Consider the following 21,225-nt stretch of genomic DNA (forward strand, 5'->3'; position numbering starts at 1 on the left):
ACGACATGACAATGACAAAACGCACCATCTTCACCATGACCATGATCAGTGCCGGAATCATGACAGCCAACCAGGCCCTGGCCCAGTCCGATGGTCCACCCGACGAAGTCACGACATGGGTATTGCAGCCTGCTTTCGACTCCTCCGATGCCGGCTGGGACAATGGCCTGATTCCCTGGATCAACGCCGTCGAGGAAGCCACCGAGGGCACGGTCAAGATCGAGTTGCGGCCGGCCGGCTCTCTGACCAGTGGCGATGAAGCCTTCATGGCCGCTGCATCCGGCATGACCGATGGCTACGCCGGCTGGGCCACGGTCTATGGTGGTGACCTGCCAGAAGGCATGCTGGCCTTCGGTCTCCCCATGGGAGCCGAAAGTCCCGAGGAAGCCTGGGAAGTCATGTGGGGCGAGGACTATCGCATTGGTGATCTTGTCCAGGAGGCCGCCCACGAGCGCGGACTCCATTGGGTCGGCTGGACCGACCAGGGAACGAATGCCATGTTCACCAACTTCCGCGTCGAGAAACTCGAGGACCTGGAAGGCAAGAAGATGCGTGCCGGCGGGCCTCAGGCCCTGTTCCACGAAGCACTGGGAGGCACGGCCGTCTCGATGGGGGCCGGTGACATCTACACGGCAATTCGCCTGGGAACGATCGACGGCACCTACTGGGATACCGGCGGCATCGATGACATGTCCTTCAACGAGGTCGTCGACTATGCCATCCAGCCGGGATGGAACCCCGCCCAGCACCAGGAGACCTTCGTCAATCTCGAAGCCTGGAATGCGCTGACCGACTGGCAGCGTGAACAGATCAACAGTGTCTTCAAGGAGACCTACTTCGAGACCAGCAAGATGCACGCTGACCAGGTCGATATCGCGCTGCAGTCCCTGCGGGATGAAGGTGGTGAGGTCATCAACTTCAGCGATGAGGAAATCGATCGTATGCGTGAATTCTCCATCGAGGAAGTCTGGCCGGAAATCGCCGCGATGTCAGAGCGCAATGCGGAAGGCGTGGAGATCTTCAAGCGTTTCATGAAGGACAAGGGTAAGCTCTGACCGAGCACTCGGCCGGTCAACAGGGCCAATGCGCCTGCCCCGTCACCCGCAGGGGCAGGCGTACCTCGTCACGCTTCCGAACCGCTTCACAAGCCAGGATCTCAGATACTTGACCACCTCACCCACCGAGGGCATGGATTCCCGTCTCTGGACAGGACGACATGTCATGGCCCTTTTCGTGTCAACGACTGATATTGACTTGGTTGCTCAATAACTTTCACCAGGAAGGTCACTGAATGAGTCTGGAAATCATCACGCTCCTCTACTTCGCGTGCCTCTTTGGCGCCATGTTCCTGGGGCTGCCCGTTGCCTTCGCGCTCGGTGGCACCGCGGTGGTATTCGCTGCCATGGTTGAGCCACGTGCCCTGCTGGCCATACCGAGCGCCTTCTACTCCACCCCCTGGAATCCCGTGCTGGTCACGGTGCCGTTATTCTTGTTCATGGGCAGCCTGATTCGTTACTCGGGCATCGCCGATGCTGCGTATGATGCCGTATACAAGCTGATCGGCCATATCCCGGGCGGCCTGGCCATCGGCACGGTGAAGGTCAGTACTATCTTCGCCGCTGTCACCGGCATCACCCCGCCGGCAACGATCACCATGGGACAGATCGCCTACCCTTCGATGATGAAGTACTCGTACAGCCGAAAGATCGCCATCGGTTCCATCGGTGCCGGCGGCGCATTGGGGGCATTGATTCCTCCCAGCGTGCCCTTCATCTTCTACGGACTGCTGGCCAATGCCTCGATCGGCAAACTGTTTCTGGCCGGTCTTTTGCCGGGCTTGATGCTGGCCACTTTCTACGCAATCTACATTGGCGTTCGCTGCAAGCTGCAACCGGAAATGGGCCCGGCGCTACCTGCCGACAAGAAATTTTCCCGACGTGAAAAGGCCCAATCCCTGATGGGCATCTGGCCCTTCATCCTGCTGATCCTCATCGTGCTAGGCACCATCTGGGGCGGTATCGCCACACCTCCCGAAGCCGCCGCCTTCGGTGCTACCAGCGCCCTGCTGATCAACCTGTTCAATGGCCGCCTGACCGGGCAAGTGTTCAAGGACTCGTTGAGCACAACCGTGAAGCTGACCGGCATGGGTCTCTGGATCCTGATCGGGGCCAACATCTTCCTGAATATCTTCAACACCCTGGGCAGCCAGGAGCTGATCACCGACATGGTCCTGGCAATGCCGGGGGGCACGACCGGCATCCTGCTGCTGATGATGCTGATCATCCTGCTGCTGGGGATGGTGATGGACGATTGGGCCATCATCATGCTGTGCACGCCACTGTTCCTGCCAATCATCGAATTGCTGGGCGTCGACAAGATCTGGTTCGGTGTCCTGTTCATCGTCAATATCCAGATTGCCTATCTGACCCCACCTTTCGGTTTCGTGCTGTTCTGGTTGAAAAGCATCTTGCCCGGTGACGTCGGATGGGGGGATGTCTATGGATCCGTGGGGCCCTTCGTGCTGCTGCAGCTACTCGGCCTGGGCCTGATCTTTGTGTTCCCCGAGATAGCCACCTGGCTGCCACAATTCTTCGACTGACGGCCCTCCGTCCTGGCACAAGGGCGGCGAGTCCCGGCATGACTCGCTGCCCTCCATGATGGCCGTGGAGGGGCCCGACCAGGACATCCCGGCATGGCGTCGACACGGCGCATGGAGCTCGAGAACATGTCGCATGATGATCGCCCCGCCATCCCGCCGAGAATCTCTCATCGACGCCTGTTGCAGGGACTGGCAGGTATTACGCTGGTTCTGGTGCTGACAGTGACTCTGCAGGTAACCGATTTCCTCGGCAAACGACCGGGCCTGCCCTGGCTGCAACTGGTCGCCATGATCGGCAGTCTTCTATTGATGACGCCGTTGCTTTTCAGCCTCACCAAACGCAGCTCGCTATCGGCCAGCCCACCCTTTTGGTTCGCCGCACACGTCCTGGCCAGTATGGCCGGCTTCGTGTTCGTCAGCCTGCATGTCGCCGCGGGACGTCTCCTCAGCATGCCGGGCGTCCTCTATGTGCTGCTGTTGTTCCTGATCTACCAGGGCATCGTGGCTCGGGTCTTCCTGTCTCGGCAATTCTCGCATCAGTTCGGATCGAGAGAGACCAGCTTCACGCTCACGACGACGACACGACACGAGCTGGCCGGCATCATCGCGGCCAAGACCCATCTTCTGAAGCGTCTGGACCCACAAGCCGATGAAGCCCTGTTCTCGCCGAACCTGAAGCATGCAGTGGCTCATCCATTGCTGACGCTGAGTTATGCACGCCTGGCCGCCCGGGAATCGCGACTCGTGGGCGCCCGTCGCCAGGCCGGACGGGCCCTGTCGCTGTGGCGTCGCCTGCATATTCTCGTCGCTCTGCTGTTCGTCTTCGGCATTATCGTCCACGTCCTGACCGTTACCTTTTTCGCCGGCTACGTCGCCGGCGGCGACGCTGTCTACTGGTGGCACCTGGCCACCTGGGGAGGGGAAACATGAGCCAGCTCTGCTTGAGCATCGACCTGGAGCGCTGCACCGGATGCAAGAGCTGCGAGGCGGCCTGCAAACAGGTCAACGGCCTGGGGCCAGACGAATACCGCAACAAGGTGATGTGGCTGGGCGACCCCTCGCTGCCCGAGCTGGATTTCCTCACCGTGACCTGCCAGCAATGCGAGCGCCCGGCCTGCCTGAGAGCCTGCCCCGTGGTACCCAAGGCCCTGAGCAAGGACCCGGACACCGGTGTGGTCAGCGTCGACGAGTCGCTGTGCACCGGCTGTGGAGAGTGCGTCCTGGCCTGTCCCTATGGCGCCATGGGCTATGACCCGGTGGACAACCATGCCGTGAAATGCGATCTCTGCGCACCGCGCCGGGCCCGTGGTGAAATACCGGCGTGTGCCAGTGTCTGCCCGACGCGTGCCATCACGTTCGGCAAGCGGGAGGAACTGCTGGAACTGGCCCATGAAGCCGACAAACCCGTGCGGGATAACGACCATTTCCTGCAGGGCCCCGCCACCCTCTATCTGGACCGGCACACATCACCGGGAGCGGCGGCCCCGAAGGACCCCCTGGCCGACAAGCATCCGCCCGCTGTTCAGGTCACGGCGCCGTCGAATCCATCCCCCACGTCGAAGTGGGTGCAGATCCCTTACCGCAAGGTGGACGACCAGCAGCCCGACGACATCAAGCCGGGAGGCTGCCATATCTGCTTCAACGGCTGCACCCTCAAGTTCGGCATGAAAGGCGGCGAAGTGGTCAGGATTCTCGGCAATGACGAGGACCCCGTCTTCCAAGGACGTATTTGCCCGAAATCGCAGATGACGCTTCAGCTCTACCGCAACCCGAGCCGCCTGACGCACCCCCTCAAGCGCCGGGGCCCTCCCGGCAGCGAGACGTTCGAGCGTGTCAGCTGGGATGAAGCCCTGGATGATATCGCCGGACGCCTCGAACAGATCCGTGAGCGCGATGGCAGCGAAGCGCTGGCGATCCACATGGGAACCCGAACCGGCGTGCTCAATATCATGGGCTATGTCCCCATGTTCACCCAGATGTGGGGAACACCCAACTTCCTGACGACCGAACCCTTCTGCGATGCGGGCAAGGTCGTGGCTCTGGAACTGACCCTTGGCTCCACCTGCCAGCCCAATATCTATACACCGGAGGATATCGGCAGTGCGGCGCTGCACGTGTATTTCGGCGACAACCAGGCCGAAACTCGCCCGGTCAACTTCGGCATGGTCAATGACTGGCGGCTCCGCCGTGGGGCCGGAATGATCGTCATCGACCCACGCCTGACTGCCACCGCCAGCAAGGCCGATCACTGGCTGGCGATACGCCCCGGCACCGACATGGCCCTGGCGCTGGGGCTCATTCACGAGATATTTCGCCGCGACTGGCATGACCTCGCGTTCTGCCAACAATGGGTACAGGGGTGGGAAACCTGGCGAGACTTCATCCGCCAGCAGGAATACAGCATCGAATGGGCCAGTGATATCACCGGCCTCGACATCGGACGCATTCGCGACCTGGCCCGAGACATCGCCCATGCCGAGGGCTGCATGATCTTTGCCAGTCGCGGCATCAATCAGCACAGCAACGGCGTCCAGGCCAATCGAACTCTCATGTTCCTGGCGGCCATCACCGGTAACTGGGGACGTCGCGGCGGCGGCTACTTCAATGTGGCATCGGAGCCCGACTGGGGACGCATCCCGGTCCCAGAGAGCGACAAGGTATCCATCAACCGGCCGGCGCTGGGCAATAGTCCTCGCCAATGGCTAGACGCCATGCTGGACGGCAAGCCCTATGCCGTCCGCGGTTTGATCACCGGCAACAACCCCGCTGCCCAGTGGCCGAACCGGCACAAGGTCCAGGAGGCCTTCCAGTCACTGGACTTGCTGGTACACATTGATCTGTTCTTCAACGAGACCTCGGCACTGGCCGATTATGTCCTGCCCGCCGCTACCGGTGTCGAGAAGGGGGGCATCAGCCGCCTGGCGGAAGATCGGCGAGTCGTCTGGAACGAGCGTCTCATGGACCCGCCCGGCGAGGCTCGCTCGGATCACTGGTTCTGGATCGAGCTTGGCAAGCGACTGGGATTCCAGTCGGTCCTCCAGGACCGCTACAAGGACCCGGCGGTATTCTGGGACGAGGTTTTCCGGCAGGCCACTCCGGCACTGCGAGGCGTCACTATGCAACGCCTGACATCGACCCCTTATCGCTGGGTTCGCATTCCCGTGGCCACCGAGGATACGCCCGAGCCGGACACCCTCTACCTGGAAGGTACCACCGCCTTCGGCAGCGAACCGGGCAAGCGCTTCCCCACGCCCAGCGGGCAGCTGGAATTCTGGAACGCCACCATCGAAACCAAGTTTCGCTCGCTGGGCCTGTCATCACTGCCGTATTTCTATACCGAGGCGGAAGCCACCTCGGGGCATCTTCACGTTGCCGCCGATGATCGCCCTGCCGAGTTGTCCCCCTTCTTTCACGCGCCGACCCTCACCGACCATGTCACCTTGCAGGCATCCCCAAAACATGAGGAAGCCGAGTGGGATACCCAACTGGTGACCGGGCGCCCCACCGCCTCGCATTTCCACTCCTGGACCCATTATTTCTGGCAGGCACAGGAGATGTGGCCGGACCTTTACTGCCAGATTCATCCCGACAAGGCAGCCAGCAAGGGCATCCGCGAGGGCGAGCCACTGATCATCGAATCGCCCGGAGGGCACCTGGAGGCGCGGGCCTGGGTGACATCGGGGATTCACCCGGACGTGATCTTCATCCCCATCGGCTGGGATACTCAGCAGCCCTTCGCTCCCTGGGGATCTGTCAATGAACTCACCGACGGCCGCCTGGACCCCATGTCCCATCAAAGTAACCTGAAGCTGCATCGCTGTCGGGTCCGAGCCGCCGTCGACACATGAGAGCACTCCGGGGCGCGGGACCCGACAACCATGCGGGAAGCGCTGGCAATCCCGCCATGGACTTGGCATGATCGGGGGACGATATGTACCTTCTCCGCAGCGCATATCGAGTCACCGCGGACCGTCCTGAGCCCTGCATGAGCCAGCTACTCTTCTATCTCGATCCCGACCTTGCGAAAAGCCTGCAACAACAGCTCCGCGAACAGATCGCCCGGGGCATTCTCGATGGCCATATCCCTCGCGACGAGGCCTTGCCCTCCAGCCGCAAACTCGCCAAGGAACTGCACATCGCCCGCAACACGGTGATGCTGGCATATGAACAACTGCTCGACGATGGCTACCTCATCGCCAAGAGCCGAAGCGGTTATTTCGTCAACCCCGAGATCCTGAAAGGCAGTGCCGAGAAGCCCGAACGGCTCAATGACATCGATGCCGACCGCCTCCCCTGGGAGGAACTGTTGACCATGCGCCCGTCGCAGCAACAGACCATCGACAAGCCCAGCGACTGGCACCGGTACGACTATCCATTCATCTATGGACAGATCGACCCCGAACTCTTTCCCACTCAGCACTGGCGAGAATGCAGTCGCGATTCGATGAGCGTGCCGGCGATTCGCAGCTGGTCGACCGATCACCTCAATGACGACGACCCCTTGCTGATAGAGCAGATTCACCAGCGGCTGCTGCCTCGGCGCGGAGTATGGGCCGACCCCGAGGAGATCCTGGTCACGATCGGCGCCCAGCAAGCGCTCTGGATTGCCAGCATGCTGCTCTTGAAGCAGGGCCGGCGGTTCGGCATGGAAAGTCCTGGCTATGTCGACATGTACAACATCGCCCGCACCTTCACCGACGATCTTCATCTGCTGGACGTGGATGAAGACGGCATGTGTCTCGATGCAGCGCTACGTGACTGCCAGCTCGTTTATGTCACCCCCAGCCACCAGGCTCCTACTACGGTGACCATGCCGCTGGAGCGTCGCCGCCAACTGCTCGACATGGCCGAGATCGACAACTTCCTGATCATCGAGGATGACTACGAGAGCGAGACCAACTACCTCGACAACCCGACGCCGGCCCTGAAAAGCCTCGACCGGCACAACCGGGTCATCTATGTCGGTAGCCTGTCCAAGACCCTGGCCCCCGGACTGAGGCTGGGCTACATGGTGGGACCACCGGCGCTGATCCGCGAGGCGCGGGCCCTTCGCCGCCTCATGCTCCGCCACCCGCCGACCAACAACCAGCGCGCCGTGGCGCTCTTTCTCGATCGCGGCTACCACGATGCCCTGCTGCGACACACCCATCAGGTCTTCCACAGTCGTTGGCAGCGCATGGGCGACGCCCTGGCTCGCCATATGCCACAGTCTTCGGTGCCCTCGACTTACGGGGGGTCCTGTTTCTGGGTCAGGGGGCCAGAGGGCCTGGACTGCCACGAGCTGCAGCGTCTCGCCGCCGAGCAGGGCATCCTCATCGAGTGCGGCGATATCCACTTCTTCGATACCCCTCGCCGCGAATACTTCCGGCTGGGCTTCTCGGCGATTCCCGAATCACGAATCGAACCGGGCATCGAGCGCCTCGCGGCGCTCATCCCCCAAGCGGTACGCTCGTGAGACAACTTCATCGAGGCACATGCCAGTCGAATCGCATAGGCCGCCGGGTAGGCGACTGGTCGATGCCGCCTACCCGGCCTAGCCCGGTGTCATAACACCTCATCCTTCATGTGATACCAGCGATACAGCATTCGCTGTCCGAGACGCCGGAAAGGGGCAAACGCCCGGGACTCGACCATTTCGCGAACATTGGGATACGGCAGTCTCGACGTGAATATCGGCAGATCGAGCTCCTGCCCCTGCCCGGCAATCCACTGGGCCAGCCGACGACCGGCCTGGGCGGAATACATCACTCCGTTACCGCCATAACCCAGCGCATAATAGACCGTCTCGCGAGAATCAGGCTGATGAATACGCGGCATCATGTCGTGACTGACGTCGACCCATCCCCACCAGGAATAGTCGATCTGGATTCCCTGGAGGGTCGGGAACTTGCGATGCACGTCATGGATCAGCCGATCCTCGTACTTCTTCTGTGGCGCTTCACGGCCAGTGATCGCACTCCGGCTGCCTATCTGCAGACGCTTGTCCGGCAACAGGCGATAGTAGTGCCGCAGGATCCGCGTATCGGTGATCACCTGGTGCGTCCACAGATTGCATGACGCGATCTCATCATCTGTCAGCCGGCGGGTGACGATAGAATTGGAGAGGATCGGCAGCAGTCGATTCTTCAGCGAGGGATGAAGGCTCTGGGAGGTATACCCTCCCGTGGCGATACCCACGGCACGCGCCTTGACCACGCCCCCCGGCGTTTGAAGGTAGTGAACACCACCTCGAGTCTCGAAGCCCATCACCGGACTCGACGGATGGATCTTCACGCCCAGCTCACGCGCCTTGCGATGATAGCCAAAGGCCAGCTTGCCGGCATGGATGCCGATGCCTTCGGGTTCATGCATGGCACCGGCCGCTTCCTGATCTCCCATCCAGTCACGCTTGACCGTCTCGGCATCCAGAATCCGGGCATCATAATCGAAGGTATCGCGCAGCAGTCTGGCCTCCTTTTCCAGACTCGGCATCACCTTGTCCCGATGGGCGACGTAGAGGTGACCGCCGGGCTGCGGGTCGCAATCGATATCGGCAATCAAACCCTTGAAGGTCGCCATGCCGGCCAAGCATTCCTCATGAAGCTTGAGTGCGGCATCAAGCCCATAGCGCTGGATCCACTGCGAGCGCTTCAGCCGGCCGGATGCACATTGCGCCTGGCCACCATTGCGCGTGGAACATCCCCAACTGGCACGATTGGCTTCGAGCACGGTCGCCTTGATGCCGTGCTCGCGAGCCAGGAAGATGGCGGCACTCAGCCCGGTAAAGCCGGAACCGATGATCACCACATCGGCATCCATGTCACCACTGACCGGACCATCATCCTCCGGCGGCTCACCCGCGGTATCGATCCAGTAGGTGGGCGCATAGTCGCGACCCTGTCCCGGCGTCGCGCTCTTCAAGGGATCATACGCTGGATCGTAAGGCCGGGAAGGCGCGGTGCTTCCCCTGGCTTTCACCTCTTCTACCGATACTGTCTCCATGACCGGACTCCTCGCCGTCTGAATGCCATGACTCGTTCGTGCCCCTGTCAAGCATTGACCGGCGGCCGATTCTTGCGGAAAGCATTCTTCACGGCGATCTTGCCGTCACGGAAGGTGAAGACATCCACCATGCGCGCCTCGGAGCGAGCCCCCTCGGTGGTCGTGCCGCAGTATGTGGTCTCGGAGACACCACGGTCGCCGACCACGAAGTGTTCGCCATCGATCCAGGCGGCATCGGGCGCGGTCTTCCAGGCATTTTCCAGTGCCTGGCGGACCTCCCCCTGCCCCACGAAACTCTTCCCCATCAGCTCCGGACCGGCGACGGCATGAAACACGCAATCCTCGGTCATCATCTCCATCACGGCATCGATATCGTGACGGTTAAGGGCGTCACTGAAGGCTTCAAGAAATTCCACGGTTGGCTGGCTCATTGTTGTCTCCTGGGCTGGTGTTCAGTTCACGCAAGGCGCGAGATAAGGGCCGGAGGTTCGGTCTCTTGTCCTTTTCTCCCCCACGAGAGTACTGACTGTGCCTGATCGACATTAGCGCCAGATGCCAGCCGGACATTGGACCAGTCGGTCGCCATCAAGCGAGCACGCATCCAGGTGAGGCCACATCATGTCCCACGTCGGCCCCCTTCGGTCCCGGCAGAGGGGTAAACGGCGTTGGGTCGAGAATCGGTGCGCGCCCCAGCAACTGATCGACCAGTAGCCGCGTGGCGGCCGGAGCCAGCACCAGGCCATTGCGATAATGACCCGCATTGACAAACAGCCCCCGGACATTGGGAAGCTCACCGATGAACGGCAGGCCGTCCGGGGCGCCCGGTCGTAGCCCCGCCCAGTGATGTTCCACTTCACAGTCGGCCAGTGCCGGCAACATGGATACCGCGCTGGCATGCAACGATGCCCGCGCCGAGGCCGTGGTCGCCTTGTCGAAGCCGGCTTCCTCGAGCGTCGAGCCTATCAACACCCGACCATCGGACCTCGGGATCAGGTATCGCCCCTTGGCCAGCACCACCCGGTCGAGCAGTTGGCGGCTGCCGGATACCACAGGCGTTCGGTAGACCATCATCTGCCCCTTGACCGGCCGCACCGGCAAACCGATCCCCAGTGTTTCCAGCAGTTGTCCAGTCCAGGCCCCACCACAGAGAATCACCGTCCCGGCCGAGAATCGTCCATCAGCGGTGTCGACGCCATGAACCCGGCCTTTCTCGACCACCAGACGGTCGACCCGACACCCCTCTTTCAGCGTCACGTCAGGCAAGCTCCCCAGCCTGGACCGCAGGGCCTGGCCCAGACGTGGATTTCGAATGCTGCCCAGTGTCGGCATCCACAACGCGCCCTCCAGACCGTCGACCAGATGCGGCTCCCTGGCATAAAGGAAGCCGTCGTCGACCCGTGCCAGCGGCTTTCCCTGTTGCTGTGCCCACTGCATGGCCTCGGCCGCATCGTCCAGGTCGAGATAGAAAAGCCCCTTCCGGCGGAACTCCGGATCAATGCCGGTCTCCTCGGCCAGGCGAGCCGCCAGGTCCCGATACCGCCCTTCCGACCAACGCGAAAGCCCCGAGATAGGCGCACTGTATCGCCAAGGGTAAAGGGGCGAGACGATACCACCGCCTGCCCAGGAGGCCTCCTGCCCACACTGCCCGCGCTCGAACAGCGTTACCCCGTGCCCCGCCTCGGCCAGTTGCCAGGCAGTCATCATGCCGATGACGCCGCCACCAATGATCAGGAAATCATTCATGAATCACCTCCGTGGGAAGTCTGCCAAACGCTCTCATGATTCCATAAAACGGTACCATTTGATTCTTTTTATGGAACCATTATATGCTCTAAGCATTCCCGGCAGCCAAGCCCGACCCGGTTGACAAGGTCCGGGCCCCACGGAAACGGTCCCGACGGGCCGAGGAGACAGTGATGACAGATCCCATGTATGCCCAGCCCGACATACTGCGCTCGGCACGCGAGCTCTTCGGCATCGACAGTGACCTGCAGGTACCTGCCTTCAGCGAGCGCGATGAATACGTGCCGGAGATCGATGAGGCCTACCGCTTCAATCCCGACGTGACCCTGGCGATCCTGGCCGGCTTCACCCGCAACCGCCGGGTGATGGTCCAGGGGCTGCATGGCACCGGCAAGTCGACGCATATCGAACAGGTGGCGGCCCGACTCAACTGGCCCTGCCTGCGTGTCAACCTGGACGGCCACATCAGTCGCCTCGATCTCGTGGGCAAGGACGCCATCGTGGTGCGCGACGGCCAGCAGGTCACCGAGTTCCAGGAAGGTATCGTGCCCTGGTCGCTGCAACGACCGGTGGCACTGATCTTCGACGAGTATGACGCCGGTCGGCCGGACGTGATGTTCGTCATCCAGCGCATTCTGGAGCGCGACGGCAACTTCACCCTGCTCGACCAGAATCGAGTAATTCAGCCTCACCCCCACTTCCGTCTCTTCGCCACCGCCAACACCGTCGGGCTCGGCAACCTCACGGGGCTCTACCAAGGTACCCAGGTGCTCAACCACGCCCAGATCGATCGCTGGAACATCGTCGCCAAGCTCGACTACCTGCCCCGTGAAGAAGAAATCGCTATCGTGCTGGGACGCGTGCCCTCCAAGGACTCCGAGAGAGGACGCGAATTGATCACCGCCATGGTGGCGGTAGCCAACCTGACGCGGCAGGGCTTCGCCGCCGGCGACTTGTCGACCCTGATGTCGCCACGCACGGTGATCACCTGGGCGGAAAATTGCGAGATTTTCCGCAACCCGGCGATCGCCTTCCGGCTGTCGTTCCTCAACAAGTGCGATGAAGCCGAACGCCCCATCGTCGCCGAGTACTACCAGCGCTGTTTCGGCACGGAACTCGATGAATCCTGGATGCAGGAGGCCGCTTCCTCATGACCGCAAGCGCCCAGCAACAGGCGCGCCGCCAGCAGTGGATCGAGGAACTGTGCGCCGCCAGCCTGCGTGCGCTGACCGGGGATGCCGACCTTCACTATCGTGGACGGCGCCTCTACCGTGGCGAGGTGCGATTGCCGACCCATGCGCCTCACCTGCGCATCGACCCCGGTCAGGACAACTTCGCCGACTGTCGTGCCGTCGCCGACGGCATAGCCTTGCGTCTGCTGCACTCCGATGCCGAATTGCACCGCCGTCTACGGCCCGAGGGGGCGGTCGAGCGACTGACCTTCGAATTGCTCGAACAACTGAGAACGGAAACCCGGGCCCCCCACGATATGCCGGGCATGCGCGACAACCTCCACCGACGCTTTTCGAGCTGGTCCCGCGACTTCTACCGTTCCGGGCTCACCGAGGGCAGCATCGGCATGCTGGTCTATACCGTCGCCCAGATGGGCTGGTCGCGCTTGAACGCATGCCCCGTGCTGGAGGAAACCGAGGACTATATCGAGAGCACTCGGGCCTCCCTGGTGAACGAACTGGGCACGGCGCTCGCCGGCCTGCGTCGCCATCGCGACGACCAGGCCGCCTATGCCGAACATGCCCTGGCCATCGCTCGGATCGTCGGCGACCGAGTGCGTGCCGAACGCGCCCAGGCCGAAGAAGACGCACCGGGGGATGCGGACGAGACGACCAGCGAGGCGTTCGCCCTGCTGCTCGATCTTGATGATGCCGAGGGCGACGATGATGGCGTTGCCGCCGCGACGACCGGTCACAGCAAGGTCTTCGAGGACACCGCCCAGACCTATCGGGTCTTCACGACCCGGTTCGACCGCGAGGTCGTGGCTGGCCGCCTGGTGCGTCGCGCGCTGCTGCGTGAATACCGTGAACATCTCGATCGAGCGGCCGCCGAACAAGGCATCAACCTACCTCGCCTGGCACGGCGACTCGCTGCCGTGCTCTGCGAGCCCCGCCCCGATGGCCGGGCCTTCGGCGAGGAAGAGGGCCACATCGACGGACGCCGACTGGCCCAGCTGGTCAGTTCGCCGACCGAGCGCCGCCTCTTCTATCGTGACCAGCACAAGCGGGGCGCCGATTGCGCGGTCAGCCTGCTCATCGACTGCTCGGGCTCCATGAAGCACCATATTGAACCGGTAACGCTGATGGCCGAGAGCCTGACTCGTGCCCTGGAAATGATCGGCGCAAGTACCGAACTGCTCGGTTTCACCACCGGCGCCTGGAACGGCGGCCGGGCCTACAAGGAATGGATGCGGCAAGGCCGACCGCGCCATCCGGGCCGCCTCAACGAGGTCTGCCACCTGGTGGTCAAGCCGGCCGAACGCAGCTGGCGACGCGCACGTACCGATATCGCCGCCCTGCTCAAGCCCGACCTGTTTCGTGAGGGCATCGACGGCGAAGCGGTGGATTGGGCCTGCGAGCGCCTTCTCGGCCGCCCGGAATCTCGACGCATACTGATCGTGATCTCCGACGGTTGCCCGGCGGACAGCGCCACCAACCTGACCAACGATACCTATTATCTGGACAACCACCTCAAGGACGTCATCGCTCGGCATACCCGGGAAGGTCAGGTGGAAATCCTCGGCCTGGGAGTGGGGCTGGATCTCAGCCCCTTCTATCGTCGCTGCCTCGCCACCGACATGACCCAGGCACTGGACAGCCACCTGTTCGACGAGATCGTCGAGCTGATCGGTGGCCGTCACCGGCGCTGACGATCCCGGAAGCAAGATTCTCGTCATGATCAAGGAGACCGACATGGCCAAGACACGCCTGGTGCACCAATTCGGCATGGGCACCTCGATCCGCAGCCGCAACTACACCGAGGCCGCGGCGCGGGCGATCCGCGATGCCCTGTGGCACAACTCGCTCAACATCGCCGATGCCTTCGGCTTTCCCAAAGAGGCCATGCTGATCGACGTCGAGGTCGGGGTGCAGGACCCTGCCGCCGTCGACCCGGCGGCCCTGCTGAGAATCTTCCCGTACGGCCAGCCGTCGGTCAGGCTGGTCAAGGGCGGGCTTGACGTGGACAAGCCCGACGGTAGTGGCACCAGCGTGATCGCCAATGCCGCCGTCATCGTCTCCTTCGACATGGAGCCCGAACATGCCTGAGCGACGTCTCATCCTGGAAATGGGCAGCGGCAACGACCTCTACGGCGAGGACTACACCAAGGCCGCCTGCCGCGCCGTACAGGACGCCCTGCACCACTCATCCATCGTGCTGTTCAAGTCGCTGGGCTACGACCATCGCGAGATGCGGGTCCAGGTGACCATCGGTGTCCAGAAACCCGAGCGAGTCGACGCCGAAGCGGTAACGGCCGAACTGCCCCGCGGCCGCGCCGAGGTGAACGTGGTACACGGCGGGCTCGACGTCCACGACCCGGACAACGCCACCACCCACGTCATCGCTACCGCGGCGATCGCCGCCTTCCTGCCGATCGAGGACGGTGAGTGGCGGCTGAGGAAAGCCCCTTGAGGAAACGCTGAATAAATCGCCGAGCATAGTGAAGCGCAAGGCGCACGGAGCACAGAAAGCGAGACATAACAGATGGTTAGGCGAGGTTTCGAGCACCGCGTAACGAAGCGGTTTGCATGCGCAGGCATTTAAGCAGTGTTTCCCTAACTCGATGCCAATGAGACGACACTCTTTATCACAATGGCCAACCCCAGGCCGATCAGGGCCAGCATGGCAACCTGGCGCATGGTTTTCGCCGTACAGGGCGGAGGGCAACGCCGTCCCAGCCAGGTTGCCAGCCCCACGACCGGCGCCGCCCAGAACGCCAGGTGCCAAACGTCCATCGTCAAGCCACCCTGGACAGCGACGAACAGGGTGCGAACGCCGGACGTGATGGCGAAGCACAGGATCAGCAGCAGCCTGATGGTTTCCAGGGGCAGGGGCTGGCGATAACAGTGATAGATGACCGGTGGCCCCGGCACACCGAAGAGCCCGCCGCACAATCCCGTCAAGGCGCCGCTCAGGGTGAAGGTCCAGGCCGCCGAGACCCGCTCGCGGGGATGCGGGCGCAGACCGATGCTGATCCCGCCATAGAGCACCATGACGCCAAGCAGCAGGGTGAGCACGCCGGCAAAGGTGGCGTTCAACCACGACAGCGCCCAGACTCCCAGCCCGATGAAGGGAATGATCCCCACCGCCAGCGCCGCCACCCGACGCTTGTCCAGGCGCCGCCACCCTCCCGGCAACGCCACGGCACTGTTGACCAGGGTCACCAGACTGACCACCGCCGCCAGCACCGGGACCGAGGCGACCCCGAGCCCACCGGCGGCGCCCATCACGATCATGCCCAGGCCGAACCCCGACACCGTGTGCAAGTACCCGGCCACGGCCATGATCGACAGCGTGGCCAACAGCACTCCGGGCTCAAACCCTGCGGTCAAGGGGATCATGCGTCGCTCCTTCGAATGACGATCACGACGCCCGGCGTGAAGAGGCGTTCCGTGCCTGAACGGCGGTCACGGCAATCACATTGACGATATCGTCGACACTACAGCCCCGCGACAGATCGTTGGCCGGTCTGGCCAGTCCCTGCAGCAGGGGCCCGATGGCCATGGCGCCACCGATACGCTCGGCCAGTTTATAGCCAATGTTACCGGCCTCGAGATCGGGGAAGACCAGCACATTGGCATGACCCTTGACCCGGGACTCGGGAAGCTTGCGCTCGGCAATCTCGGCGACGATGGCCGCATCGAGCTGAACGTCTTCATCGATGGCCAGCTCGGGATACCGCGCTTTGACCTGGCGTGCCGCCTCGACCACCTTGTCGACCGACGCATGCCTGGCACTGCCACTGGTGGAAAACGACAGCATTGCGACCCGCGGCTCCTCGCCCAGCAGGACCCGAGCGCTTTCCGCCGCCGCCATGGCAATCTGCGAGAGCTGCTCGGCATCCGGATCGATGACCAGGCCGCAATCGGAGAAGATCAGACCGCCCTTGAGGCTATGGAATGGCTGGCACAGCATCATCAGAAAGAAGCTCGACACCAGTTGGCAACCGGGCGCCAGGCCGAGCAGCTGAATGGCCGTGCGTACCACATCGGCAGTCGTGTTCACCGCCCCTGCCACGCTGCCCTCGGCATGGCCCTCTCGCACCAGCATATTGGCGAAGCAAAGCGGTTCACACACCGCCACCTCGGCCTGCTCCCGGGTCATCCCCTTCTTCTCGCGCAACGAGAACAGTGCCTCGGCCAGGCTCGCCTTGAGCGGCGAATCCGCCGGGTCGATCAGCTCGACGCCCGCCAGGCTGACGCCCAGTTCCCTCGCCTTTTCGGTCATGGCAGTGGCATTTCCCACCAGGAGAATCCTGGCGATACCCTCCTCGGTCGCCTTGACGGCAGCCTGCAGGACCCGCTCGTCCAACCCCTCGCAGAGCACGATGCGGCGCGGGTCGCGACTCGCTCGGTCGAGAATCCGATTCAAGGCTTTCATGTATGGCCTCCCGTCTCCGCCGCCGGTGCGGCAGTCGTCGGGCTATGTCAGAAAGGTCGAAGAACGTCGACATCTTTCGGCCATTGCCCTGGAAAAAAGCCCCCGACATCGTCGGGGGCAACACACTGCGACACGCTGGATCAGACGTAGTCCTGATACTTCTCCAACAGCCGCACCGGCTTCTTGAGTGCGTCCCGGCGGAACGGGTCGCCCAGCTCCCGGGTGCACAGGATCTCGATGATGCAGGTCTTGCCTTCCTTCATCTGCAGCTCTACCGCCTTCTCGAGCGCCGGCCCCACGTCTTCCAGTCGATCGACGGTGATACCCTCGGCGCCCATCGCCCGGCCGATTTCCGCGAAACTCTGGTTGTCCAGCTCGCCGGCCACGAAACGGCGGTTGTAGAACTCCACCTGGTTCTTCTTCTCTGCCCCCCACTGTCGGTTATGGAACACCACCGCGGTCACCGGGATGTCATGGCGCACCGCCGTCATCGTCTCCATCAGGCTCATGCCCCAGGCACCGTCGCCCGCATACGCGACCGCCGGGCGCTCCGGCGCTGCCGCCTTGGCGCCGATGATGGTCGGCAACGCATAACCGCAGTTGCCGAAACTCATCGGCGCGAAGAAGCTGCGCGGCCGCTCGAAACGCAGGTAACTGTGCGCCACGGCGTTGATGTTGCCGATGTCCGTGGACACCATCACATCCGCCGGCATCGCCTTCTCCAGCTCGCGCAACACCTGGCGCGGGTGCAGGTACTCGCCGCCCGAGAACGGCGTTTCCCCCTTGGCCTCGTCGATGGCATCGAGGCTGAACGGGTCCTGCTCGTGGGTCCACTCGTCGAGCTCGCGCTCCCAGGCCGCCTTCTCCTCGGCGATCCGCTCGGCGCGCTGCGCCCTGGTCGCATCGCATGCCAGCTCGTTGTCGGCCAGACGCTCGCTCAGTGCCTCGGCGGACGCCTTGGCATCGCCGCAGATCCCCACCGCGATCTTCTTCACCAGCCCCAGCATCTTGTGGTCGGCGTCGATCTGGATGATCTTGGCGTCCTTCGGCCAGTAGTCCAGACCGTGCTGCGGCAAGGTCCCGAATGGCCCGAGTCGGGTGCCCAGCGCCACCACCACATCGGCCTGGGCAATCAACTTCATGCCGGCCTTGGAGCCCTGGTAACCCAGCGGGCCGCACCACAGCGGATGGCTGGCCGGGAAAGAGTCATTGTGCTGATAGCTGTTGACCACCGGGGCACCCAACCGCTCGGCCAGCGCCTGGCAGGCTTCCACGCCGTCGGCCATCACCACGCCACCACCGGAGACGATCACCGGGAACTCGGCCTTGGCCAGCAAGGCGGCCGCCTCGTCGAGGCTGCGGGTTCCGCCCGGGCCGCGGTCGAGGCGGGACGGCTCGGGAATCTCGGCTTCGATCTCGCCATAGAAATAGTCGCGCGGGATGTTGAGCTGAGTCGGCCCCATCTCCGACATCGCCCGGTCGAAACAGCGTCCGGTGTACTCCGCCATGCGGGCCGGATGTGTCACATGCCCCTGGTACTTGGTGAATTCCTGGAACATCGGCAGCTGGTGGCATTCCTGGAAGCCTCCCAGGCCGATGCCGGTGGTACCCGCTTCGGGCGTGACGATCACCACCGGGCTGTGTGCCCAGTAGGCCGCCGCGATACCCGTCACGCAGTTGGAAATGCCGGGACCATTCTGACCGATGACCAGGCCGTGACGCCCGGAGACTCGCGCATAGCCATCCGCCATGTGTGCCGCGCCCTGCTCGTGAACCACTGGCACCAAGCGAATACCGGCCGGCGCGAAGATATCCATGGCATCCATGAACGCCGAGCCCATGATGCCGAACATGTCGGTCACCCCATTGGCCACCAGTGTTTCGACGAAGGCCTCCGAAGGCGTCATCTTCTGCTTGCCTTGCACCGCCTGGCGCATGTCTTGTGTGTCGTGGTTGCTCATGGAAGTCCTCCTCGGAAGCATTCTGGATGGCCCAGCCAGCCGAAAACCGATTTATGATATAAAAAGTTCCGATATATGGAACTTTCCAACAAAGTAGCGCCGCCGCTGACCCTCGTCAACATATATTCCGTAAAACGGTACAAATTGATCTCTTTTAAGGAACAAGGTACCTTAGTATCAAAGGAGAGCTGACCATGACCACCAATCGAACCGACATGACCCGTCTCGAGGGCGATACGCCCGCGCAGCGTCTGCTGGCACTGCTGGAGGTCATCGCGGGAAAGGATCAACTTTTCACCCTGCAAGGCATGGTCGACGAAACCGGCCTGCCGAAACCTACCCTCCATCGCATGCTCCAGCAGCTCGAATCATCAGGCATGCTGCAGCGCGAGTCCGATGGGCGGCATTACAGCAAGGGCAACCGGTTGAGGCGGTTGGCCGAGACGCTTCTGCTCAATGACACGATCCAGGGAGCACGCCATGCGATATTGGCCAAGCTCGTCGAGGAAGTCGGCGAGAGCTGCAATATCACGGCACTCTCCGGTGGCGAGGTGCTATATCTCGACCGGGTGGAGACATCGGCGCCGTTGCGCTTCTATCTGCATCCCGGCTCGCGCGTGCCAGTACACTGCTCGGCCAGTGGCAAGCTTTTTCTGGCCCAGATGGCACCCGCCCAGCGCCGCCGGCTGCTGAACCAGATGCCATTGAATGCGTTCACCCGTAATACGCTGACCGATCCCGAGGCTCTCGAAGCCGAGATCGAAACCGTGCGACGCCAGGGATATGCCTTCGACGATGAAGAGTTTCTTTCCGGCCTGCTGTGCATCGCCGTCCTGGCCCCCAACCGGGAAGGGCTGTCGAACACGGGACTGGCGATCCAGGCCCCGGTGATGCGCATGGATCGCGACAAGGCGCTGGCTTGCCTGCCGGCCCTGCAACGAGCGGCCGAAGCGCTCGCCAATATCAATCTCGAAGCCCTGCCGGACACGACCGAGCTTGCCTCATCGGATAACTGAGGCAACAAGGGGCCGCCTCGATACCTCCCGGGACGCGAGCCCCTGGCTCGCGAGAAAGATTCGGCATATCCTCGGAGCCATGCATACTGCCCGTACCAGAATAGGGAGACTTTAATGGCCGGCTTGCTACCCGACGTCGACCCCGATGGACTGCTCGAATACTCGGTGGTCTACACCGATCGCGCCCTCAACCACATGTCGCAGAACTTCCAGGAGGTGATGCGCGATATCTCCACTACCCTGAAGCGTGTCTATCGCGCTCACTCGGCGGTCATCGTCCCCGGTAGTGGCACCTTCGGCATGGAGGCAGTAGCCCGCCAGTTCGCTACCGACCGACGCTGCCTGGTGATACGCAATGGCTGGTTCAGCTACCGCTGGAGCCAGATTCTCGAGATGGGCCGGATCCCCTCCGAGCTCAACGTGCGCAAGGCCCGGCGGCAGGACGACGAAGATCCAACGTCCCCTTTCGCACCGCCGGATATCGATGACGTGGTCGAAGCGATCCACGACCAGCAGCCCGACCTGGTGTTCGCGCCCCACGTCGAGACCGCTTCGGGAATGATGCTGCCCGACGAATACATGCGGCGCATCGCCGAAGCGATCCACGAAGAGAACGGCCTGTTCGTGCTGGACTGCATCGCCTCCGGTACCGCCTGGGTCGACATGCTGGACATCGGCGTCGACGTGCTGATCAGTGCCCCGCAGAAGGGCTGGAGCGGTGCTCCCTGCTGCGGCATGGTCATGCTCTCTCGCCTGGCGCGCGACATCATCGACGAGACGACGAGTTCGAGCTTTGCCTGCGACCTGCGCAAGTGGCTGTCGATCATGGAGACCTACGAAGCGGGCGGTCATGCCTACCACGCCACCTTGCCGACCGATGGACTGCGCCAGTTGCGTGATGTCATGGCCGAGACCGAAGCCTATGGCCTCGACAAGGTCCGAGATGAGCAATTCGAACTCGGGCACCGTGTCCGCGAAATGCTCGCCGAACACGGTTTCAAGAGTGTCGCGGCACCCGGCTTTGAGGCGCCGGGCGTGGTGGTGAGCTATACCGACGACCCCGGGATCGCCGCCAGGTTCGCCGATGCCGGTGTCCAGGTTGCCGCTGGTGTACCCTTGATGTGCGACGAAGGTAAGGGTTTCCAGGCCTTTCGCATCGGCCTGTTCGGCCTCGACAAGCTGCACAATGTCGAACGCAGCGTCGAACGATTGGAGCAGGCCCTGACGAAGGTCGAGCACCAGCCGGACGACTGATCTTCCCGCACGTCATACACGAACGGGCGGCCTTCTGGCCGCCCGTTCGTGTTTCAGGACT

At 62.7% G+C, this 21,225-nt stretch carries 17 protein-coding genes; 11 read left to right on the forward strand and 6 right to left on the reverse strand.

The window, feature by feature from the left end; translation table 11 throughout:
- Window positions 1–5 precede the first annotated feature (5 nt).
- The 5 genes from RSO41_RS06375 (at window position 6) to RSO41_RS06395 (ending at window position 8,054) form a co-directional block, all read left to right on the forward strand.
- Window positions 6–1,055 carry a TRAP transporter substrate-binding protein DctP gene (locus RSO41_RS06375; protein ID WP_315618241.1) on the forward strand — a complete coding sequence of 350 codons (1,050 nt, stop codon included), beginning with the start codon at window positions 6–8 and terminating at the stop codon, window positions 1,053–1,055.
- A gap of 236 nt (window positions 1,056–1,291) precedes the next feature.
- Entirely contained in the window at window positions 1,292–2,599 is a 1,308-nt protein-coding gene (locus RSO41_RS06380; protein WP_315618242.1) for a TRAP transporter large permease subunit, read from the forward strand.
- A gap of 93 nt (window positions 2,600–2,692) precedes the next feature.
- Entirely contained in the window at window positions 2,693–3,529 is an 837-nt protein-coding gene (locus tag RSO41_RS06385) for a hypothetical protein (RefSeq protein WP_315618243.1), read from the forward strand.
- Complete coding sequence (locus tag RSO41_RS06390) at window positions 3,526–6,447, forward strand: molybdopterin-dependent oxidoreductase (protein ID WP_315618244.1); 2,922 nt, start codon at window positions 3,526–3,528, stop codon at window positions 6,445–6,447. The genes RSO41_RS06385 and RSO41_RS06390 overlap by 4 nt, the downstream gene beginning before the upstream one ends.
- Window positions 6,448–6,584: 137 nt before the next feature.
- Window positions 6,585–8,054 carry a PLP-dependent aminotransferase family protein gene (locus RSO41_RS06395; RefSeq protein ID WP_315618245.1) on the forward strand — a complete coding sequence of 490 codons (1,470 nt, stop codon included), beginning with the start codon at window positions 6,585–6,587 and terminating at the stop codon, window positions 8,052–8,054.
- An 89-nt stretch (window positions 8,055–8,143) separates the two neighbouring features.
- On the opposite strand, the gene RSO41_RS06400 is transcribed toward RSO41_RS06395, so the two are convergent.
- From RSO41_RS06400 to thiO, 3 genes are all read right to left on the reverse strand, one after another.
- Entirely contained in the window at window positions 8,144–9,580 is a 1,437-nt protein-coding gene (locus RSO41_RS06400) for an FAD-binding oxidoreductase (RefSeq protein ID WP_315618246.1), read from the reverse strand.
- A 47-nt stretch (window positions 9,581–9,627) separates the two neighbouring features.
- Window positions 9,628–10,011: a nuclear transport factor 2 family protein gene (locus RSO41_RS06405; protein WP_315618247.1), complete on the reverse strand. Its 384-nt coding sequence runs from the start codon at window positions 10,009–10,011 to the stop codon at window positions 9,628–9,630.
- A gap of 154 nt (window positions 10,012–10,165) precedes the next feature.
- Complete coding sequence (gene thiO / locus RSO41_RS06410; protein WP_315618248.1) at window positions 10,166–11,323, reverse strand: glycine oxidase ThiO; 1,158 nt, start codon at window positions 11,321–11,323, stop codon at window positions 10,166–10,168.
- Between the two features lie 173 nt (window positions 11,324–11,496).
- Between thiO and RSO41_RS06415 the strand changes: the two genes are divergently transcribed.
- The 4 genes from RSO41_RS06415 to RSO41_RS06430 are packed head-to-tail and all read left to right on the forward strand — an operon-like array spanning window position 11,497 to window position 14,965.
- A complete protein-coding gene (locus RSO41_RS06415; RefSeq protein ID WP_315618249.1) occupies window positions 11,497–12,477 on the forward strand; it encodes a MoxR family ATPase in 981 nt (326 codons plus the stop codon).
- A complete protein-coding gene (locus RSO41_RS06420; RefSeq protein WP_315618250.1) occupies window positions 12,474–14,204 on the forward strand; it encodes a cobaltochelatase CobT-related protein in 1,731 nt (576 codons plus the stop codon). Before RSO41_RS06415 ends, RSO41_RS06420 begins: the two co-directional genes overlap by 4 nt.
- Window positions 14,205–14,247: 43 nt before the next feature.
- Window positions 14,248–14,601 carry a Lin0512 family protein gene (locus RSO41_RS06425; RefSeq protein WP_315618251.1) on the forward strand — a complete coding sequence of 118 codons (354 nt, stop codon included), beginning with the start codon at window positions 14,248–14,250 and terminating at the stop codon, window positions 14,599–14,601.
- Window positions 14,594–14,965 carry a Lin0512 family protein gene (locus RSO41_RS06430; RefSeq protein ID WP_315618252.1) on the forward strand — a complete coding sequence of 124 codons (372 nt, stop codon included), beginning with the start codon at window positions 14,594–14,596 and terminating at the stop codon, window positions 14,963–14,965. Before RSO41_RS06425 ends, RSO41_RS06430 begins: the two co-directional genes overlap by 8 nt.
- Window positions 14,966–15,108: 143 nt before the next feature.
- On the opposite strand, the gene RSO41_RS06435 is transcribed toward RSO41_RS06430, so the two are convergent.
- From RSO41_RS06435 to xsc, 3 genes are all read right to left on the reverse strand, one after another.
- A complete protein-coding gene (locus RSO41_RS06435) occupies window positions 15,109–15,894 on the reverse strand; it encodes a sulfite exporter TauE/SafE family protein (RefSeq protein ID WP_315618253.1) in 786 nt (261 codons plus the stop codon).
- A 22-nt stretch (window positions 15,895–15,916) separates the two neighbouring features.
- A complete protein-coding gene (pta, locus tag RSO41_RS06440) occupies window positions 15,917–16,933 on the reverse strand; it encodes a phosphate acetyltransferase (RefSeq protein WP_315618254.1) in 1,017 nt (338 codons plus the stop codon).
- Window positions 16,934–17,073: 140 nt separating this feature from the next.
- Window positions 17,074–18,894, reverse strand: coding sequence for a sulfoacetaldehyde acetyltransferase (xsc, locus tag RSO41_RS06445; protein ID WP_315618255.1), 1,821 nt, complete (start codon window positions 18,892–18,894; stop codon window positions 17,074–17,076).
- Between the two features lie 194 nt (window positions 18,895–19,088).
- Here xsc and RSO41_RS06450 point away from each other — a divergent pair, with 194 nt between their 5' ends.
- Both RSO41_RS06450 and RSO41_RS06455 read left to right on the forward strand, forming a co-directional pair.
- Window positions 19,089–19,910, forward strand: coding sequence for an IclR family transcriptional regulator (locus tag RSO41_RS06450; RefSeq protein ID WP_315618256.1), 822 nt, complete (start codon window positions 19,089–19,091; stop codon window positions 19,908–19,910).
- Between the two features lie 114 nt (window positions 19,911–20,024).
- Complete coding sequence (locus tag RSO41_RS06455; protein WP_315618257.1) at window positions 20,025–21,164, forward strand: aminotransferase class V-fold PLP-dependent enzyme; 1,140 nt, start codon at window positions 20,025–20,027, stop codon at window positions 21,162–21,164.
- The last annotated feature ends 61 nt before the right edge of the window (window positions 21,165–21,225 follow it).

Origin of the sequence: Halomonas sp. I1 (genome assembly GCF_032334135.1) — a bacterium.
In the GTDB taxonomy this organism is placed as follows: Bacteria; Pseudomonadota; Gammaproteobacteria; order Pseudomonadales; family Halomonadaceae; genus Halomonas.